Below are 20,354 nucleotides of genomic sequence, written 5' to 3' on the forward strand. Positions count from 1 at the left end.
TCACCTCATTCATTTCTTGCCTTAACAGGTTTATAAACAGGCTGCCATACCGCTTCTTCTACAAGTTCAGCTACATTTTTTTCGGTAACAGTTGCTACGTTATCTTTTACAGCAGCATCGGCAACTGCCACAGCAACCGCCTTTGATACTTTTTGAAGATCTTTAATATTTGGAAGAAGCGTATCTCCTTTTGTATCTGTTTCTGCTATACGCGCTACTGCATTGGCTGCTTCTGCAAACATAGATTCAGTAAACTTTTGAGCGCGAACCACAATTGCACCTAAACCAAGACCTGGAAACACAAATGCATTATTAGCCTGTCCGATTTCGTAAGTGTGCCCGTTATATTCAACGGGTTCAAATGGACTTCCTGTTGCAATAAGGGCTTTTCCTTCCGTCCATTTTATAATATTTTCCGGAACAGCTTCAGCAAGTTTAGTTGGGTTTGAAAGCGGCATAATCACCGGGCGCTCTACATGCTTTGCCATTTCTTTAATAATTTCTTCGGTAAAAGCATCCGTGACGCCTGATGTTCCAATTAAAATCGTTGGCTTCACTTGCTTGACAAGCTCCAACAGTGAAATTTTATTTTCATCGCCCTTTTCCCATTCTTTAATCTCTTCATTTTGGCGAACATATGGCTGTTGAAAAGGAGCTAAATCTTCCATATCTTCCGTTAACAGACCTCTGTAATCATATGCCCAAAAACGATCATATGCTTCTTCTTCAGATAACCCTTCAAGCATCATCGCACTATGAATACGATCAGCATTCCCAATTCCAGCAGATCCCGGTCCAAATACAACAACCCGCTGATCTTTTAAAGGCGTACCTGTAATACGGACGGCTGTTAAAACGGCTGCAAGAGTAATTACTCCCGTTCCTTGAATATCATCATTAAATGTTAAAATTTTATCGCCGTATTCTTTCATAATGTGTCGCGCGTTAATATTACCAAGATCCTCCCAATGAAGAAGCGCTTTAGGAAACTTGGCCGTTATTTCTTTTACAAATTGAGCGATAAAACGATTATAGTCTTCTCCTTTTACTCGTTCATGACGATTTCCTAAATACAAAGGATCTTCAAGAAGCTTTTTATTATTGGTCCCCATGTCAAGAACAACAGGCAGTACGCGGCTTGGGTCAATTCCTGCTGCAGCTGTGTAGACCGCTAACTTTCCAACTGCGATATTGATCCCTCCTACTCCCCAGTCCCCAATTCCTAAAATACTTTCTGAATCCGTGACTACAAGCAAATCAATATCTTCGCTGTCGAGCCCTAAGTTTTCAATCGCCTCACTTAATCTGTCCGCTTCATTTACGGATAAATATAAGCCGTCAGGACGATGATATTCATGGCTGTATTCTTGAATAGATTGACCTACAGTAGGCGTGTAAATAATGGGAAGCATTTCACTTAAATGATCGGTTAATAAACGATAAAACAACACAACGTTCCGGTTATGCAGATCATTTAACGAATTATTTTTTTGAAGATCATTCGGCGCTTTTTCGAACTGCTCATATGCTCTTTTTGCCTGCTCTTTTAACGTTAAGACCGTTGGAGGAAGAAGTCCCTGCAGATGAAGCTCTTCTCTTTCTTCTTCAGTAAAAGCAGAGCCTTTATTTAAATAAGAAGTGGATAAAACTGATTTTCCTTTTAGTGAAGTTGAAATTGACCCATCTTTTTCTACTTTATATGCTCTCATGTTTTTACCTCTTTTCGTGAACAATTAGATAGGGTTAGGTTCAGCAAAGAGATATATTTTTAACCATTTATTTTTAATGAAAACAAAAAAGAGATTGAGGCATAACTACATCAATACAATCTAAAGACGAAAAAACGGGATAAATGAAACCTGTGTTCAACCTAACAATAAAAAAATCCGAACGATTCATCGTCCGGATCTTCCTTACGCCAAAATACGTTTTTCCCGCTTCGTTTTTTATACCATGCTGTAGTCTTCCTCCTCACTTTCTGAGTAATTAGGTGGCTGTATATGTGAAGGCACAAGACATTCATAGCTTTCCCCTTCTAGTCTATCCTCCAGCTCTTGTTTCGCTTGACTAATCAGCTCTTGATTTTCTATCATTTCAATCGCCGTAGCCGCGATGGATTTTCCAGCCAATAACATCGCATCATGGGCATACTCCGTTTTCCCTTGAGCAACAGCTTGCCATGTATGAAACGGCGTAGCATAAGCCCACGTTGCGGTCACGCACTGTGCAGTGGGAACATTCCAGCTAACGTCTGCAACATCAGTTGATCCTGTCATGAAGGAAACATTTTTAGACATAGGAGCAATTTGATTGAAGACTGGATGATTTGCTAAAGCTCTGTCTAGCAGTGAACCCACTTGTTTTTTTGCTGCTTCTTTGTCTTCAGCGGATGTAGACTCGTAAATAGCTTTGGCAAAGACTATTTCTTCATGTTTCACCTCAGCCAAATTTATCTGCATCATTTGTTTATGCATCAGCTGCTCCATTGTTTGATTTGGAATTAGATTAGCGCAGGCTCCTTGAATTTCCTGTTCCATTTGTGTTTCAGTCATTAAAGCCGCTCCCTTTGCAATTTTCACAACCCGTTCATAAAGTTCTTTTACTTGAGATGGCTTCGGAGCACGAATTAAGTACATGACTTCCGCTTCTGCTTGAACAACATTAGGAGAAATGCCTCCGCTGTTTGTAATGGCATAGTGTACGCGCGCTTCATCTATCATATGTTCACGCAAATAATTCACACCAATATTCATCAACTCTACAGCGTCTAAAGCGCTTCTGCCAAGGTGAGGACTAGCAGCTGCATGACTGCTTCTTCCTTTAAATTTAAAAGTTGCTTGCATAACCGCATTCGATGACGTATGCATGACACCATTAACGGTAGCCGGATGCCACGAAAACGCGATGTCTACATCTTGGAAAAATCCTTCTCGTACCATATACGTCTTTCCGTAGCCACTTTCTTCAGCTGGACATCCATAGTATCGAACGGTTCCCGGAACATTTTTTTCTTTTAAGTATTCTTTGACTGCAAGCGCAGCTGCTAGTGAGCCTACGCCAAGTAGGTTATGTCCACACCCATGGCCATTTCCATTTTTTTTGACTGGATCTGCTACTGCACACTTATCTTTTTGACTCAGCCCGGTAAGCGCATCATATTCACCAAGAATAGCGATAATCGGATAACCGTGCCCGTAACTTCCAATAAAACCTGTTTCAAGGTTAGCAATATGTGTACGAAGCGTAAACTCTTCTTTTTCTAACATGTCGCAAATTAGCTGTGCCGACTTATACTCTTCAAACCTCGTTTCTGCATATTCCCATATTTGATCACTGATTTGAGTTAGCTCGTGTCGCTTTTGTTCAATAAGTTGTTCGACTTTTTTGACAATATCCATGAGACACTCTCCTTTTTCCCTCATTATTTAACAGCATTTTGTGCGTTCACTACCACTTTTGCAGGTCGAATCGAAAACAACGAAATAGCACAGACAAGAGCGCAGATAATTAATAAAGCAAACGCTGCATTATAAGACCCGCCAAACGACTGTACTAAAAAACCAATAAGCATTGGTGTTAATACGCCGGCTGCTTGAGCCCCTGTATTAATAAAACCATTTGCTGAACCGACCACTGATTCAGGCAACATTTTTAAAGGAGCTGAAGCGATTAAAATCACATTAAATGAAAACAGTAAAGTTACTGCGCTTTGAAAAACGATAAACATGCCTACGCTAGGTGAAATAGCCATTAAGCAAAGAAAAACGCCCATCAGTAAACCAAAAACCGCTGCTATCGTCTTGTCTTTTCCTTCTGGAAGCTTGTCTAAAATAAAGCCGCTAACAAACATTCCTATAATGCCTACAAATGCTGGGATAGCGGAAAGAAAACCGATGTCCGTTAAATTCAAATGTCTTACTTCGGCTAAATATGTAGGCATCCACGACATGAGCCCCCAGTTAATAGCGTAAATACTGAAATAGGCAATAAATAAATTCCAAATCATCGGGGTTTTGATAATTTCTTTTAATGTCATCTGCTTAGCAGGAATAGCAGAAGCCTCTCTTTTTTCCCCCTGCTGCTTTTCTTTTAGTAAAAAAACAAACAGAACTGTAATAACAAGCCCGATGGCTCCTATGATATAAAAGATACTTCTCCAGCTTATTGTTTGCATCAGTTGCGTCGCCAGAATCGGTGTCACCACGCCCATAATCGTACCTGACGATAACAAAAAAGACATGGCTCTACTGCGTTCTTGCTGAGGAAACCACCCTGCGATTCCTTTTGACGCAGATGGAAAATAGCTCTCTTCCCCTAATCCAAATAAAAAGCGAATGATAATAATAGAAGCAAAAGACCAGGCCATTCCGGTAAAAACCGTAAACAAAGACCATAAAAGCACGGCGATTGTAATGACTTTTTTAAACCCAAAGCGGTCTGCTAGCCACCCACCAGGTATTTGCATCAGTGCATATCCTGCAAAAAAACTGCTTAAGATGATGCCTGTAGAAGAAGCATTAAGGTGTAGATCTTTCGAGATATCTAAAATAGCGTAATTAATAATAAAACGATCTAAGTTTCCAAGCGACCAGCCTAAAAATAATAAAAATAAAATGATGTATTTCCAGTTCGACCTTGCTAGCATAAACGCACTCATCTCCTTTTTATTTCATTTAATGTAATGTTTTGTAACAAATCGATTTGTTACATAAATATTAAAAAATTCTGACTATTTTTTCAATGTGCATTTATATATAATAAGAACTATAACTATGTATTTTTTTACATTAAGTAGTCTATAAGGGGTTGTTAATATGAGTGATTTATTAGCTAATATGAAAGGTTATCTTACATCTATTATTAAAAACAGTTCTTATCAAATTTGGACAAGTATTGATTCTGCAAATTTTAACATGATTTTTTCCAGTTCTTTATGCTCATCCCTGACTTACACTCCTCCCACTAGCCTACATAACGGCAGTGATTCCTTTCAAAAGCATATCGCATATGAAGAGTTCGAAGAAATTTACTTATCCTTTCCAAACCGGTATGCGTTTGTTGTTCGCATATTTGCTAAGCATGACTGGACACCACAACAAATAAAGAAGCTATCCGCTAACTTTTCTCCTTATGTGCTGCAAAAAAAGCTAGAGCGGCATGAGCACATTTTGAACGTACTTATGAAAAGCATTAAGGAAATCTCGCTTTTACAAGACTCTGACTATCTATTAACAAGAATTCTAGAAAATGCTCTTTCAGTTATTTCTGTTGCGGATATGGGCGTGCTGTGGATGTTTGATTCTTCCACTGAATTTCTTTTGCCTCGCGCCTGGTCCGGGGGGCCAAACAATGAAATTCAAAACATGAAAATGAAAGTTGGCGAAGGAATTATCGGAAAGACATTTCAGCATAATAAAAGCTATATGTATACGAACTTAGAGGATATAGTACGCGATTCTTCTACTATGACTGACGATAATATTCACTATCTTAATCAGTCCTATACATTTACACACATTCAATCTATTATTTCTGTCCCAATTTGCATGGAAGAACAAACGGTATGCGTACTCATTATTTATCAAAACGGTACAACTCCTCTTTTAAATGAAGAGGATAAAGAATTGTTAGAAAGCTTTTCCGATCAAGTTTCGATTGCTCTCTTAAACTCAGCGCTTTTTGAAGATGTAAAAAAACAAAATGAACTTTTAATACGTCGCGATCAAATTCATCGCACATTCATGAACGTTTCACTTCAAAGTAAAGGAATTGAACCGATACTTACCGAATTACGCCGAATGGTTACATCTCCCGTCACCATTGTAGATTTTGTTGATAATAAGACCTATGGCTTTTTAAAATTTCTTGATGTAGACACAAAAACAGCTGAATTTCACACGCATTTTGTTTTACATACAAAAGCTTGCTTTTATACTATTGAGTCACACAACCAGAAGCACAGCGTCTACATTCAACCGATACACGGCATTGATACGCTCTTAGGGTTAGTTATTCTGCAGACAAATCAAGAAGATCTTTCCTCTCTAGATCAAGTGGCACTCGAACAAAGCAGCTCTGTTATTGCACTAGAAATGCTGAAAAAACAAACGTTAGTCGATTTATTTTACAAGCGAACGCATGAACTATTTAGTGAATACTTATCATGTTATGACACCACTTTACTGTATCAAAAAGCAAATGAGCTAAACATTGATACAAAAAAGCATATTCTAGTCGCTCTTATTACCATTCGTTCACAGGCGGACCTGCAGCTCTTAAACTTACATCTTCATCGCCTTGTATCTGACATCAAATCGGTTTTCAGCTTAAAAGCGCCGGTCGTATACGGATTCGACACGAAAGTAACCATTGTGTTCACGCTTGATTCTTATGAAGACCATCATGCTATTATCAAACAATTAGAAGATTCACTCTCAAAATGGCGTTACTACAATGAATGTCATGTAAAAATAGGGATTGGAAGTCGTTATTCTCACTTTACCCAAATAGAAAAGAGTTATAGTGAAGCTGAAAAAGCTGTCTCTTACCTTCTGTCTCAGCAGCAAGATGGATGCATGTTGTATGAGGAAATAGGAATTAACCGGCTATTTATTAATCAATCGAAAGAAGAAGTCAAAACCTTTATTGATGAAGTATTTGTCCCTCTTAAAAACAATCATTTGAACGATGAACCTTTAGAACAAACGCTAGAAGCGTATTTTGATAACAACCGCTCGGCTTCACTTACAGCTAAGCAGCTTCATATTCACGTTAATACACTCTATCAGCGGTTGAAGAAAATCGAAGATAAGATGAGCATATCATTTACAAATAGTGAACATCTATTAAAAGTGCAGCTAGCGTGCTATTTGAAAAAATTTCACTACAGCTGAAAAACCGATTCTTATTTTTAAGAATCGGTTTTTTCAGTAGAAAGAACAGCCTTAATTGATTGCTTCCAGCGGCTCAGTACCTCTTTGGAATCATGAAGCTGAAATTGAATGCCCGATGTTAAAACTGCATATTTTGCGTAATCTTCTTTAACAGCGGCTACTTCTCCCGTAAATAGCTCATAGCCTGATAACACAGGAGCTTCTTTTTTTAGCCAAAATTTAATGTAATAAGCTTTGCCTTCAATAACTAATGTAACGGTTGCCTTATGATTCTGTATCATGTTTTTTGAAGACGTGGTATCTTTCCATACTAACAGCTTGACGCGCGAAGAGCTAATAGCTACCAGCTCTCCTGCGCTAATCATTGCTACATGAGGAAACCCCTCGGATGTCACTGTAGATAGCAGCATCGCAGCATGCTGTTTCCTTTCTAGATCTTTTCCATTTAAAAATACGCGCACGGCTTTTGGCAGCTCTGCTTTATTCATTTTACTTACCACCTTTGCTGATTAAGATCGGGGTGGCACAGGAGGCACATGCGTTGCCAGCGGTACGTCTTTTGGATTGATTTTAAATGGTCGAGGGTATTTTTCAGGATTGGTGATCGTCTCAGGTTCAGAAGAACGCCAGGTAAACAAACACACGTTGCATAAGTAAATCTCCCAGGCTCCTTCAACTGGTGATTTAGATACTAAGTTCGCTTGTTTGGCTTCACATCTTGGACAAGTATGCATGTCGATTCCTCCTTGTTTATTTTTGCATCATATTCGTTAAGATTTTTTCCCATTTTTCAGTTTCAAGTGGTGTATCTAAAGGCTGCGAGTAGTGGCCTCTTGTTTCTGGTGCAACCGGTGTTGTAGCATCCAAAATCATTTTATCTGTAATACCAGCCGGATCAGATCCTGGATCAAGTGGCAGAACTGAGAGATTAGGCACTGTTATAACATCATGTTTTGGGTGCATTTTTGTCGATAGCGCCCACATGACTTGCGGTAAATTAAACGGATCCACATCTTCGTCTACTAAAATAACTAGCTTGCAATATCCTAATCCATGCGGCGTAGTCAATGCCCTCATACCAACCGCCTTAGCAAATCCTCCGTATCGGCTTTTCGTTGAAATGATAGCAACGAGACCATGAGTATACATCGCGTTCACCGCTTCAATCTCTTCAGGATATGCTTCTTTTAGCTGCTGATATAAAGGAACGCTTGTATTGATTCCAATTAAATAATCTGTTTCTGTCCAAGGCATACCGATATATAGACTTTCAAAAATAGGATCTTTGCGATGGTATACGCGATTGATTTTGATAACAGGCATGCTTCTGCCACCGGAGTAATGACCTGTAAATTCACCAAAAGGACCCTCATACTCACGTTCACCAGCTAAGATTTCTCCCTCTAAAATCACTTCTGCTCCCCAAGGTACATCTAAATCAGAAAGCTGAGACTTCACAATTCTGTACGGCTCACCTTGAATAGCTCCTGCCATTTCATACTCTGATTGATCGTAATGAAGCGGCGTAGCAGCTGCTGTGACAATCGCGGGTTCACATCCTAAAGCAATTGATACAGGGAGGTTTTCACCTTTTTCTTCGGCTTGTTTCAAGTGAATGGCAATATCATGCTGTGGCACGGGCTGAATGCCTAGACGGTCTTTCCCTTTGACCTGCATACGATATATACCTACGTTTTGTTTGCCGAAATGCGCCTTATCATGCTGATCACGAGAAATAACGCACGCTTTATCTAGATAGTAGCCTCCGTCTCCTTGATTCAAGCGAAACAATGGCAAAAGGTCGAATAAGTTAATATCATCTTTAATTTCACACTCATGAAATGGCGCTGTTTCTTCTCTTTTCACTTTAACAGGAAATTTTTCATATCTCCGAGCAAACTCAAAGAACTGTTCTTTTACAGGAGTTGATTTAGGGAGTCCCATCATTAACGCGTGATTTGACCAGGAACCCATTACGTTTAGGGCTACCTTTGCGTTGTTATATCCATAAATATTTGTAAATAATAATCCCGGCGTTTGATCTCCTAAATTACTGATGGCTTGACCTGCTGAACCTAAATCCGGATCTGGCTGCACTTCATCTGTAATCGTCAGCAGCTGCCCTTCTTTATGTAGCGTATCAAGGAAATCTCTAAAGTCTTTATAAGCCATGTTTATTTTCCTCCTTATGATAAATGTTTAATTCCATTCCATCTTTTTGCCTCAGGAAGCTCAATTCCTAATTGATCTAACGTTCGAACAGCAATATGTGTGACAATATCATCAATTGTCTCAGGTTTGTTATAAAAAGCTGGCATAGGAGGCACGAGGATAGCTCCCATTTTTGAGAGATCCAGCATGTTTTCTAAATGAATCGTATTCAAAGGCGTTTCTCGAGGAAGTAGCACCAGTGGCTTTCTTTCTTTTAACATCACATCTGCCGTTCTTGCTATTAAGTTATCTGCTAGTCCCATTCGAATAGATGCTAATGTTTTCATGCTGCAAGGACTTACAATCATTCCGTCTATACGAAATGAACCGCTCGAAATTTTTGCTGCTTGGTCTTGATATGAATAACAATAATCTGCTAGCTCTTCTACTTGCCTAACGCTATACGGTGTTTCCAGCTTAATTGTGGCATGAGCCCAAGACGACATGACTAAATGCGTTTCAACAGAAGCCTTCTTCAAAAGCTCTAAAATTCGAATACCTAGAATAGCTCCTGTGGCTCCTGTTATTCCTACAGCTATTTTCATTTCTTTTCCTCCTCTCTGCTTTGGTTACACATTTAACTTTACACTTATTTTCCATACAATTAAAATATTGATAAAGTATATAATAATACCTTTAAAGTATGGAGTTGAATATAGTGGAATTAAGACAGCTGCATTATTTTATTGTCATAGCTGAAGAATTAAATGTAACTAAAGCAGCCAAGCGTCTGCACATGGCTCAGCCTCCATTAAGCAGACAGCTAAAGCAGCTCGAAAATGAGCTGGGCCTTTTGCTTTTTGAACGAAACAATAACAAGCGCTTATTGTTAACGGCAGAAGGAGAGCTTTTTTTAAAACGAGCGAAAGAAATTGTGCAAAGGGTCGAAAAATCAGTATTGGAAGTACAGGAATGTAAAAACGTAACAAATGAAAAGCTTGAAGTCGGATGTACAATCTACTGTGCATCAACGGTTCTCGATAAGCTAGCTCTTATTCAAAAACAGTATCCAAACAGTACTTTTAATATCTATGAAAACGAACCAGCTCATTTAAACGAGTTGTTGACGGATGGAAAGATTGATGTAGCAGTCACCACTACAGACTTACCTTATCAACAGGTAAAAACAAAAACACTTGCACCAGATGTCTTTGTTGTAGCAGTTCCCAAAGAAAGTAGTTATGCAACAGAAAAGATTTCAGTCGCTGAAATCGCTTCTCTCCCTCTTATTCTTCTTCGTTCAAATCGGGAAATAAGCATATACAATCGCATTATAAAGGAATTTAAAAAGATGGATATAACACCTACCATTTTATGCGAATGCCATGACTCAGCGATGCTTCTTAATTTAGTATGTCGTGGCCTTGGTGCTGCTATTGTTCCTTATTCGATGCTATCTTCTTTTTCGCTAGAACATATTAAAATTTTAAGCATAGAAGATAATCCATTTGTAATTGAGCCTTTAGTTACGTGGCGTACCGATAGTTATCTCCCCAAAATCGCTCAAGAATTTTTAAAGCTTTTTTAAGTATAGATGCACAAAAAAGGCTTTGCTAAAATAGCAAAGCCTTTTTTATTTTATATTGATATATGTGACTACATTAACCAAGAAATTAATAGCGGTAATGTAACAAGTGACATAATGGCACTAAGTACGAATGCTGAAGCTGTTTCACCAGCTAGGCTATCAAAGCGCACTGAAATCATCGCTGCTACAGCTGAACCTGGGAACGCTACTAATAACACTAATTTTACGATGTCAGCTGATGATAGACCCATTGCTGTTGCAATTCCTAACATTACAAGCGGCTGAATAGCCACTTTTAAAATCGCAATACCAAATGCCGCTGGGCTAAATTGAATTTTACGGATACCAATTGTTACCCCAACTGCGAATAGTGCCGCACCAGATGTAATTGAACCAATTTGATCTAAACTGCTTGATAGTAAATCTGGAGATTGGAACCCACATAGCACTAATACTACTGCGATTAACGGAACACAAGCTAACGGTTCAGAAAGACCGTGTAAGATTGATTTAATCGTTACTTTAAATAAGCTTTCTTCAGAATCCCCTTCACTTCTTTCGCGCTGTCCAACCGTACCAATAATAGTTGCTAAAGGATCAAGCATCGCATTTACTACGATACCCGTAATAGCGATTGGAATTGCTACTACATCCGCGCCAAACAAGCTACCTAATACGGGAATACCCATAAACGCAAACGTTGGCTGCGTAGAGTTTAAAGAGAACATAGACGCGCCTGTTAGTGAGTATTTGAATACATATTTTGCAACAAGTAAGAAAAGAACATAAAATCCAATAATACCAAGAACTAATGCTAGTAAAAACGGCCATTTTTCAATAAGCGTTTGTTTTGATGTTGTTGTAATACCAACGAATAGATGTGCAGGTAACGCAAATTTTGTTACAAGCGTATTTAACCCTTTAGATGTTGTTGCATCAAACTTTTTAAAATATCCTGCTAAATAACCTAGCAAAATAACAAAAAAGATTGGGGTTAAAATAATAAAGATTTGACTAATTTCCATTTTTGAACACTCCATTGTTTAGATTAGAATCAATCATATAAATTTGCTTTCTTAGAAAGATAATTATCTTCTAAGGCTTGTCTATGGATATTGTTTACGTCAGGCCATTCATCTCCCCTTTTGCTAAACATCTCTACAAATATGAAGTAACGTATAATGGTTCATGAAAACGCATGGACTTTGTTTTTCTGCAATCATTTATTTACTTCGAAACTGTTCATTTAATCAACATCAAATCACATAAAACTTGTCATACAATACAGTAACTCTACAACCTTAGTAAAAACTTGTCATACAATCATGTTGTTGGCTTACTTAGGCTGAAAAAAAACACCTTCAAATGAAAGATGCTTAATCTTGTGACGAAAGAAAGCGACTTCTGATTGATGAGGAAGAATCTCTAAGAGTTTGAAACTCTCAGTTAAAAAGCTCCATAATTTCACAAAGTTTTTACAAACTATCTTACTTATTTGTATATTGCTTTCTGTGACGAATTTATGAACATGTTTTAACTTAACATTTGTAGGGGAATTATTCAATTACATTGCTTAAAATTTTAATGAAAAAAATATTTTAATCCTGTTTTTTTTACATAAAACGGATTAAAATAGCCATAAAGACCTATATATTATCGGTTAAAAAGAAGATGATTCATCTATCACCTTCTTTTGCTCACTTTATTTAATAATGACATTTTGATCATAACGTTACTTTATTTTAGCATCAATAATGGAAAAATTGTGTTCTTCTGAAAACCACGTTTTGATTTTTTCTTTTGCTTTCAGTTTAACATCTTCATCAATGTACATGGCAACTTGAATCAATGCAAGCCCCAGAGCTCCTAAATCATCTGTAAATCCAACTCCTGCTGCAAAGTCCGGAATTAAATCTAAAGGAAGAATAAAATAACCTAACGCTCCTATAATGACTGCTTTTGCTTTTGGAGGAATATCAGGTTTTTGCAGCGTGTAGTATAAAAGCAGTACGGCATAAACAACGTTTGCTCCCGCTTTTTTACCAAACTTTTTAAGCTTGTCCCAAAATTTTTCTTCCGAATAATATTTGGCTGTTTCCTCTGTACGAACGGGTACAATTTCTTGTTTCTCTTCCATATCGATCACCCTCTCATCACCATATGTACTTATTATAAACGATAATCTCTACTGAATTCCATTGAGAGCTTAAACTCCATAAACCTGCACAAAGCAGGCTTATGAATTTTTTAATGAGTAATGCTTCATAACGATAGTAACTAAGTCATTCAGCGCCGTTTCACTTTTAGAATGATTTTCAAACTGCTGAATGAGATCCATATGTTCAAGCAGCACTTCGTAATTACCCGTCATCTTTCTCAGGACTTCATATGCGGAACTATTCAAATCCACTTGTATTTTCAAATCCTCCAGCTGTACTAGATACTCATTCCAACGCTGATCTTGTTCTAGCAGCAGCCATACAATTTCTTTTATCGCCTTCCGCACATTGGACTCCATCTTTTCATCTCCTTTGATACACAGATATAACAAAGTCTATGAAAAAAACGAGCTTTTTCATTCCCGTATTACACAAAAAGTGTTTCTTTTATTTTATAACAAGCCCGCTTAAGAGCTCTTCCCATACTTTATCATCGCGCAGCACGTCCATTGAAAAAATAGGTGCATGTAAAACACATGTATAAGGCAAGTCCCAGTTAGCTTCGGATAAAAGCTCTTTTTCACTGTTTGTCAGCAGCAGTATATAGAAATCGTTTTTGACCATTCCCTTTAAAACATGCTCTAATTCTTTCGCTTCTTCATACGTTCCACCCATACGAATAAACAATATACAAGAACTGGTCTCCATTGACGTTAAAAATCGCTCCGTTCTCCGTTCATATTTTTCTTTGACTTCATTATATGAAAGCCAGTTAGTCTCCGTATTAATAGACGACGGAAAATCATGAGCAGAATCAATTTGATACACCTTATCACGCAGTCTAAGCGTGGAACCATCTCCGAAAGAACTGATATAGGTTAAGTGTTCATATACAAATAAGTCTTTACAGCGATTTTTCAACAGCTGATTGACATGAGAAAGAGAAATGCTAATACACCAATCAATCACCCCGGCTTGTTTTCGCAAAGAATATTTTTTCATATATATCCCTGGAAAACAGTTATAGCCTAAACTGTATATCATATCGTACTGCTTGCTTTTTAGTTCATTTAAAGTAACCATATTCATCCTCCCTTCTTCTATAAAATATGACAGTCTTTTATAGAAAGAGGCGGCTTCTGCCTTATACCGTACAAGCTTTTTGCGTTTTAGGAGCTTGTGTAATAAAAGAGTAAGGAATTAAAAAAAACAACCGAAGCAAAATATTTTGGAACTCGAAAGATTCTTGTTAAAATACTTGTATTCCATTGAAATAACAAGGCCTATGAAGTCTTTAAAGAAAGAAGATGAAATTGATGAGTAAAGCATTAAAAGATATTCCGATTTCCGTGTTAGATCTTTCTCCTGTAGTTGAAGGAGGAACTGTATCTGACTCACTTAGAAATACATTAGATTTAGCTCAGCACGCTGAAAAATGGGGGTATAACCGCTATTGGCTAGCTGAACATCATAATATGACAGGTATCGCAAGCTCCGCTACATCTGTTGTAATTGGTCATGTCGCTGGAGGCACGTCACGCATTCGCGTAGGCTCTGGCGGCATTATGCTTCCTAACCATTCTCCGCTTGTTATTGCTGAGCATTTTGGTACGCTTGAATCACTATTTCCAGGACGTATTGATTTAGGCTTAGGAAGAGCACCAGGGACAGATCAGCTGACAGCGCAGGCGCTGCGACGCGACCGCAGAAGCGACGGCAGTGACTTCCCAGAACAGCTGGCCGAACTGCAAGAATACTTTAAACCTGCTTCAGAAAGTCAGATACGTGTTAAAGCTGTTCCCGGTCAAGGTTTAAATATTCCGATTTGGCTCCTTGGCTCAAGCGGTTTTAGCGCACAGCTTTCTGCACAGCTAGGCTTGCCATTTTCATTTGCAAGTCACTTTTCGCCTAATAATACAATGACAGCTCTTAACATGTACCGTCGTTATTTTAAGCCGTCCGACGTGTTAGAGAAACCATATGCAATGTTAGGTGTAAACGTAATCGCTGCTGATACAGATAGAGAAGCTGAACGCTTGGCTACTTCTATGCAACAGCAGTTTCTAAATTTAATTCGAAACACACCGGGTAAACTAAAAGCTCCTGTGGATAATATGGATGAACTATGGACTGACTTTGAAAAAGCTTCTCTTCAACAGCAGCTGGGCTCTTCTATTGTCGGAAGCCCTGAGACGATTAAAGTCAAGCTGGAACAGTTTATTGAAGAAACAGAAGCAGATGAACTGATGATTAACGCTCAAATTTACGATCACAAAGCTCGCCTTCGTTCGTACGAAATTGTTTCTCAGCTGTTCAAATAATAAAAAGGCCGGACACGTCCGGCCTTTTTATTTGCTTTCTACTGCTTCAAGAAGTAAATCTGCAAGATGAACGGCCCTTACACTTTCTTCTACTCCTTCTCTGACTACGCCTAGTTTCATTTGAATGAGACAGCCCGGGTTTGCTGTTACAATTGTATGGGCATGGGCTTCTTTCACTTTTTCCATTTTATAATCTAAAATTTGCATAGACATCTCTTGTTCCGTTAAGTTATAAATACCAGCTGAGCCGCAGCAATGATCCGCATTTTCCATTTCATTAAACACCGTGCCGTTAATTGCTTGGATCAGTTTTCTCGGTGCGCTGGACGTTTTCATCACGTTTCTTAAATGACACGAGTCTTGATACGTAATAATTTGACTTGGAAGCGATAACTTTTGTTTTTCCACAAACTGCTGCTGCAATAAAATCTCTGAAAAATCTTTGACTTTTGCAGAAAAGACCGCTGCTCTTTCTTTCCATTCCGGCTCATCTTTTAATAGATGATCGTATTCCACCAACAGCGCACCACAGCCGCCTGCATTAAGAACAATATCATCCGCTTGAATGGATTCAAACGCCATAATATTTTGCTTCGCTAACTTCTTTGCCTGATCTTTTTCTCCGCCGTGCGCATGCAGGGCGCCACAGCACGTCTGCACCTCTGGTATAACGACCTTACACCCCGCTTTTTGTAAAAGTGCAATCGTCGCGTTGTTTGTCTCCATAAACATCGTATCCATTAAACACCCTGTAAAAAAAGCAACCGTACGCTCTCTTGTTCCTTCTGCTTCAAATAAAAAAGGACGTTTCTTCATTTCTTTTTTTGTTGGCACAGGCGGAAGCGTTTTTTCCATTTGTGCTAAATTACCGGGCAGGACGTTTAATATATTTGTTTTTTGAACAGCTTTTTGCAAGCCGCTTCTTTGATAGAAAGCAAGCAGGGAATGTACATTTTTTAATCGTTCTTTATGCGGGAAAAGCTGTTCAAACACCATATGCCTGAGCGCTTTTATCGGCCATTTATGTCGTTTTTTCTGCTGAATAATATCACGCGCTTCTTCTAATAAGTGTCCGTACTTCACACCCGAAGGACAAACAGGCTCACACGCTCGGCAGCCAAGGCAAAGGTTCAATTGTTTTTCAACGGATTCATCCGGTTCAATAAGGCCATCTACAACTCCTTTCATCAAAGCAATTCTTCCGCGCGGTGACGCTGCTTCATATTGATTGGTTTGCCCATACGTCGGACAGCTTGGCAAACAAAAACCGCATCTCATACAATTCATTAACTCGTCATAATCTAACCGTTCTTTAAACGCTTGCTGAATGTCTTTTGTTGCCGTCATGAACGAACCACCACTCTTTTTCTCGTGTCTTTAGCAAAAATTTTTCCTGGATTCATAATTCCTTGCGGGTCCAAAGCATACTTAATTGCTTTCATCGCAGCTACTCCTTCTCCGCCCATCTTCAATGCTAAATACGGTGCTTTCATTTCTCCGACTCCATGTTCACCTGTAATCGTTCCTCCAAGCTCAATGGCTTTATGAAAAATTGCTTCAAAAGCTTGTTCGACTTGGTGAAGCTCCTCTTCGTCACGCGCATCTGTTAAGCAAGTCGGATGCAGATTTCCGTCTCCCGCATGACCAAACGTACAGATTTTAACGTTGTATTTTACAGCAATTTCATTAATCGCTTTGACCATTTCACTAATTTTGGACCGCGGAACGGTTGCGTCTTCTAAAATCGTCGTTGGCTTCATTCGTGCTAAAGCAGAAAGAGCTGATCTTCTTGCTGTACTTAACGCTTCTGCTTCTGCTTGCGAAGCCGCTACTTTCACCGATACAGCCTTTCCTTCGCTGCAGATGCGTGAAATCATTTCAATATCGCGCTTCACCACTTCTGGCGGGCCATCTTGTTCAATCAATAAGACAGCGTTTACATCAGTTGGAAGCCCAACTTGGGCAAAATCTTCTACTACTTCACACGTCGGCTGATCTAAAAATTCAAGCGTAGCCGGAATAATCTTATTGGCGATAATTGCTGAAACCGTCTTGGCAGCTGCGTCCATGTCTTCAAACAGCGCAAGCAGAGTTTGTTTTGTTTCAGGTATTGGAATGAGCTTTAAAATCGCTTCTGTCACGACGCCCAGCGTTCCTTCAGAACCAACAAACAAGTTCGTTAAATCGTAGCCAGCTACATCTTTAGCCAGCTTGCCTCCTGTCTTAATACAATCGCCGTTTGCAAGAATTACTTCAAGACCAAGAACGTAATCTTTTGTTACTCCGTATTTTAAGCCTCGTAATCCTCCTGAGCATTCATTGATGTTTCCTCCAATGGTTGATATTTTCATAGAGCTTGGATCAGGAGGATAAAATAAACCTTTTGCCTCTACGGCATTAATTAAGTCTAACGTAATAACACCCGGCTGCACGGTAGCGGTTAAATTTTCTTCATCAATTTCCAAAATTTTATTCATCCGGTTAAAGGTAAGAACAATTCCGCCTTGCGTGGGACACGTTCCTGCGCTTAAATTTGTGCCAGAACCTCTTGGCACAATAGGAACGTGATCTTCATTGCATATCGTTAAAATTCTTTTCACTTGATCTTTGTTTTCAGGCATAATAACTGCATCAGGAAGCGACTGAAAGTTAGGGGTTGCGTCATAAGAATATACGAGTCTTGCTTCACTGCTATCTTGAAAGTTGGCCGATCCTACAACTTCAATGAGCTTTGCTTTTGTTCGTTCATTAAGCATAACGTTCCTCCTTATATATCTCTTAATCTTATTATAGTTGCAGAAGCCACGAGGGACTATGGATAAAAAACTAAAAAAAAGCGCTTTAAAAACTCATTTTTTGTATGTTTATCTAATGAATAGCGCACTTTATTCTAGTAGAGACAGCGCAAGGTAAAAAAGCGTGAGACCCTTTACACTTTTAGGATCAATGTCTGTTAGTTCTTTCATTTGCTTCAAGCGGTAATGAAGCGTATTGATATGAATATGTAAATCAACTGCCGTTTTTTTTAATGATTGATCATTGGATAAATAGCATTTCAACGTTTCGAGAAGCTCTTTTTCTTTTAAAAGAGCGGAAAGCACTCGACTTAAGAATTCCTTTTTTACAGGTTCAGAAACGTCTTCTAAAATCATGTCCATCAGCAGTTCCTCATAAAAAACAACGGTTTGACGTTTTGAAGCTACTTTAAGCGCTTTTTTTGCTTCTTCATATGAAGCATGCAAATCAAATTGCTCCGCTGGCTTTCCTACACCAATAGTGATGATAACTTGGTTGTTTGCTTGAATGTGCTGCTGACATTTTTTTAATTCTTCTTTAAATCCTTGTCTTACCTTTTCACCTACCGCTTCTTTCAGTAAAAGTAAGCGATCGTATCCCCAATTTGCGATATAATCTCCTTCACCTTTATGACTTTCAAACCAGTAGCGAATTGTTTCTTGTACCTGCTGCTGCTTCTTTTTCGAAAGAGATGAGTCAATTTGAAACAGCGTGCAGCAATAAGGACTGTCTACTTGTACTCCTAAAATATGACCTCGTTCAATAAATTCTGCATCTACCTGCTGGCTATAAATCCATTCACGAAAAAAAGCTTCTACTCCTTTATTTTCCCATTCCTTTGTTTCTATGTAGTATGCTTCGCGAATAATTAACTCTGTTAATCTTCGAATAATATCTGCAAAAGGCTCAACAGCTTCTGGAGTACCTGTAATGCCAATAACGCCAATAATGTCTCCTTGATAACTGATAGGCAAATTAATTCCTGGCTTAACTCCTTTTAAATCTGCTGCTTCTTTTTTAGAGATATATAGTTTTTGCTTTTTTTGCATCACGTTCCACGCGCCTTCATGAAAAAAACCAACCCGCTTTTCTTCTGTAGACGCAATAATAATTCCGCGTGGATCCGTTACAATTACATGTTCTTTCATCACCAGCTGTACTTCTTTTATAATTTTCTTCGACAGTTCAGACACTAGCTGCACGTTGTTTACACCTCACCTATCATCAATTAAAAGAGCTGAAAGAATGGTTTTCTCTCAGCCCGCTTTTTTTATTATGCGTTCACTTTTTCAGTTTTTTTTAGCACGTTAAAAAACTCTTTCATAAATTTAGGTAAATCCGGCCAAGCTTGTCCGGTTACTAAGTTTCTGTCTACGTGGAGCGTCTGTTCAACAAATACAGCACCCGCCGCTTCTACTTCCGGACGGCAAGCAGGATACGCTGTCACTTCTCTGTCTTGCAGATACTCTCTAACCGTCGTTAACACGAGCTGACCATGACAAATAACGCCTAAAGGTTTGTTTTCTTTTAAAAAATGAGCGGCAATTTCCTGAACTTTTGTGTTCATTCGAATATATTCAGGCGCTCGTCCTCCAGGGATAATAAGTCCGTCAAAATCAGCGGGATCCATTTCATCTACAGAAGCATGAGAATCAATTTTATATCCCGTTTTTTCTGTGAATGTTTCCATTTCTGGAAGAAAATCATGAACAACCGTTTGGAGCTTCTTTTTCACGGGAGAGGCAATGGTACACTGAATATCTTCTTCTAAACAGCGATAATACGGATAAAAAACTTCTAAAGCCTCCACGGCATCTCCTGTTAAAATCAAGACACGTTTACTCATCTTTTATCACCTTTTCTTTTAATGTCGTCATTTACTTCTTCTCGCAAGCTGCTTTCCATTCCTGCTTTTCCCCTAGGAATAATAAAAAAAGCAGGGCCTTCATTCCTTTACTAGGAATGTCAGCCTTGCTTTTTATCTTGTACTCTTTTTAATTCAGCTGTTAATTCAATAAACCAAGCTTCGTCTTTTGTTAGCAGCGCAAGATCAATCAATGAAAGAATCTGCTCTTCGTGCGCCGTTTTTTGAAGGGGCAGCTTCTCTATTTTTTCATCCATCATGCCAATGGTTGTGCCGACCATTTTTTCATCATCACTTTTCACTACATTGATTAGTGCGGCTTTTTTAGATGGATTAATCGTTTTTATATATCCGTATATAAGTTCACCGTCGCGAGACTTTCCTTTGACCCAGTCGCCTACTTTTAAATTTCCTTCAAATAGCTTCACAGTCATTCTCCTTTCTTCATAAACATGCTAAGAATTAATGTAACGGCATATAGTATTCTAGAAAGTAGTGTAATCATAATACTTACAGTTTAGAAAGTCAAAGAATCTGTTTTAGAGCAAAAGGCTCGATATACAAAATCACTGCAACAATAAA

General features: G+C 38.6%; 19 protein-coding genes. 3 read left to right on the plus strand and 16 right to left on the minus strand.

Annotated features, from left to right (window positions below; translation table 11 throughout):
• Positions 1 to 5 precede the first annotated feature (5 nt).
• The 3 genes from MKX72_RS13290 to MKX72_RS13300 all read right to left on the minus strand — a co-directional run bounded on the left by MKX72_RS13290 (position 6) and on the right by MKX72_RS13300 (position 4,645).
• A complete protein-coding gene (locus MKX72_RS13290; RefSeq protein ID WP_033579179.1) occupies positions 6 to 1,709 on the minus strand; it encodes an NAD-dependent malic enzyme in 1,704 nt (567 codons plus the stop codon).
• Positions 1,710 to 1,946: 237 nt separating this feature from the next.
• Positions 1,947 to 3,398, minus strand: a complete 1,452-nt coding sequence (locus MKX72_RS13295; RefSeq protein WP_155008062.1) for a M20 family metallopeptidase — start codon at positions 3,396 to 3,398, stop codon at positions 1,947 to 1,949.
• 23 nt (positions 3,399 to 3,421) lie between these two features.
• Entirely contained in the window at positions 3,422 to 4,645 is a 1,224-nt protein-coding gene (locus MKX72_RS13300; RefSeq protein ID WP_340759894.1) for an MFS transporter, read from the minus strand.
• A 169-nt stretch (positions 4,646 to 4,814) separates the two neighbouring features.
• Between MKX72_RS13300 and MKX72_RS13305 the strand changes: the two genes are divergently transcribed.
• Positions 4,815 to 6,893 carry a helix-turn-helix domain-containing protein gene (locus MKX72_RS13305; RefSeq protein ID WP_155008061.1) on the plus strand — a complete coding sequence of 693 codons (2,079 nt, stop codon included), beginning with the start codon at positions 4,815 to 4,817 and terminating at the stop codon, positions 6,891 to 6,893.
• A gap of 17 nt (positions 6,894 to 6,910) precedes the next feature.
• On the opposite strand, the gene MKX72_RS13310 is transcribed toward MKX72_RS13305, so the two are convergent.
• The 4 genes from MKX72_RS13310 to MKX72_RS13325 are packed head-to-tail and all read right to left on the minus strand — an operon-like array spanning position 6,911 to position 9,649.
• Complete coding sequence (locus MKX72_RS13310) at positions 6,911 to 7,381, minus strand: hypothetical protein (protein ID WP_155008060.1); 471 nt, start codon at positions 7,379 to 7,381, stop codon at positions 6,911 to 6,913.
• Between the two features lie 21 nt (positions 7,382 to 7,402).
• Positions 7,403 to 7,627 carry a non-oxidative hydroxyarylic acid decarboxylases subunit D gene (locus MKX72_RS13315; RefSeq protein ID WP_028413104.1) on the minus strand — a complete coding sequence of 75 codons (225 nt, stop codon included), beginning with the start codon at positions 7,625 to 7,627 and terminating at the stop codon, positions 7,403 to 7,405.
• Positions 7,628 to 7,643: 16 nt separating this feature from the next.
• The gene (locus MKX72_RS13320) at positions 7,644 to 9,065 is read right to left on the minus strand and encodes a non-oxidative hydroxyarylic acid decarboxylases subunit C (RefSeq protein ID WP_028413103.1); all 1,422 of its coding nucleotides are present in this window, start codon (positions 9,063 to 9,065) and stop codon (positions 7,644 to 7,646) included.
• Between the two features lie 14 nt (positions 9,066 to 9,079).
• The gene (locus tag MKX72_RS13325; protein ID WP_154972998.1) at positions 9,080 to 9,649 is read right to left on the minus strand and encodes a non-oxidative hydroxyarylic acid decarboxylases subunit B; all 570 of its coding nucleotides are present in this window, start codon (positions 9,647 to 9,649) and stop codon (positions 9,080 to 9,082) included.
• A 113-nt stretch (positions 9,650 to 9,762) separates the two neighbouring features.
• Between MKX72_RS13325 and MKX72_RS13330 the strand changes: the two genes are divergently transcribed.
• Entirely contained in the window at positions 9,763 to 10,632 is an 870-nt protein-coding gene (locus MKX72_RS13330) for a LysR family transcriptional regulator (protein WP_098626633.1), read from the plus strand.
• A gap of 68 nt (positions 10,633 to 10,700) precedes the next feature.
• Here MKX72_RS13330 and MKX72_RS13335 read toward each other — a convergent pair whose 3' ends face one another.
• From MKX72_RS13335 to MKX72_RS13350, 4 genes are all read right to left on the minus strand, one after another.
• Positions 10,701 to 11,657, minus strand: coding sequence for an AEC family transporter (locus tag MKX72_RS13335; RefSeq protein ID WP_028408284.1), 957 nt, complete (start codon positions 11,655 to 11,657; stop codon positions 10,701 to 10,703).
• Positions 11,658 to 12,364: 707 nt separating this feature from the next.
• A complete protein-coding gene (locus tag MKX72_RS13340) occupies positions 12,365 to 12,769 on the minus strand; it encodes a YkvA family protein (RefSeq protein ID WP_028413100.1) in 405 nt (134 codons plus the stop codon).
• A gap of 99 nt (positions 12,770 to 12,868) precedes the next feature.
• Positions 12,869 to 13,150, minus strand: coding sequence for a hypothetical protein (locus MKX72_RS13345; protein WP_013083437.1), 282 nt, complete (start codon positions 13,148 to 13,150; stop codon positions 12,869 to 12,871).
• 88 nt (positions 13,151 to 13,238) lie between these two features.
• Complete coding sequence (locus MKX72_RS13350) at positions 13,239 to 13,874, minus strand: DUF1796 family putative cysteine peptidase (protein WP_033579187.1); 636 nt, start codon at positions 13,872 to 13,874, stop codon at positions 13,239 to 13,241.
• Positions 13,875 to 14,107: 233 nt separating this feature from the next.
• On the opposite strand from MKX72_RS13350, the gene MKX72_RS13355 reads away from it, so the two are divergent.
• Positions 14,108 to 15,112, plus strand: a complete 1,005-nt coding sequence (locus MKX72_RS13355) for an LLM class flavin-dependent oxidoreductase (protein ID WP_155008059.1) — start codon at positions 14,108 to 14,110, stop codon at positions 15,110 to 15,112.
• A 27-nt stretch (positions 15,113 to 15,139) separates the two neighbouring features.
• Here the strand turns inward: MKX72_RS13355 and MKX72_RS13360 are convergent, their stop codons facing one another.
• The 5 genes from MKX72_RS13360 to MKX72_RS13380 form a co-directional block, all read right to left on the minus strand.
• Positions 15,140 to 16,459, minus strand: a complete 1,320-nt coding sequence (locus MKX72_RS13360) for a (Fe-S)-binding protein (protein WP_155008058.1) — start codon at positions 16,457 to 16,459, stop codon at positions 15,140 to 15,142.
• A complete protein-coding gene (gene glcD / locus MKX72_RS13365; RefSeq protein ID WP_155008057.1) occupies positions 16,456 to 17,868 on the minus strand; it encodes a glycolate oxidase subunit GlcD in 1,413 nt (470 codons plus the stop codon). The genes MKX72_RS13360 and glcD overlap by 4 nt, the downstream gene beginning before the upstream one ends.
• 129 nt (positions 17,869 to 17,997) lie before the next feature.
• Positions 17,998 to 19,110, minus strand: coding sequence for a CdaR family transcriptional regulator (locus MKX72_RS13370; RefSeq protein WP_155008056.1), 1,113 nt, complete (start codon positions 19,108 to 19,110; stop codon positions 17,998 to 18,000).
• A 71-nt stretch (positions 19,111 to 19,181) separates the two neighbouring features.
• Positions 19,182 to 19,754: a DJ-1/PfpI family protein gene (locus MKX72_RS13375; RefSeq protein ID WP_155008055.1), complete on the minus strand. Its 573-nt coding sequence runs from the start codon at positions 19,752 to 19,754 to the stop codon at positions 19,182 to 19,184.
• Between the two features lie 119 nt (positions 19,755 to 19,873).
• Positions 19,874 to 20,200, minus strand: coding sequence for an IDEAL domain-containing protein (locus MKX72_RS13380; protein ID WP_028413094.1), 327 nt, complete (start codon positions 20,198 to 20,200; stop codon positions 19,874 to 19,876).
• Positions 20,201 to 20,354 lie beyond the last annotated feature (154 nt).

The sequence above is a fragment of the Priestia sp. FSL R5-0597 genome (assembly GCF_038006305.1).
GTDB classification, from domain to species: domain Bacteria; phylum Bacillota; class Bacilli; order Bacillales; family Bacillaceae_H; genus Priestia; species Priestia zanthoxyli.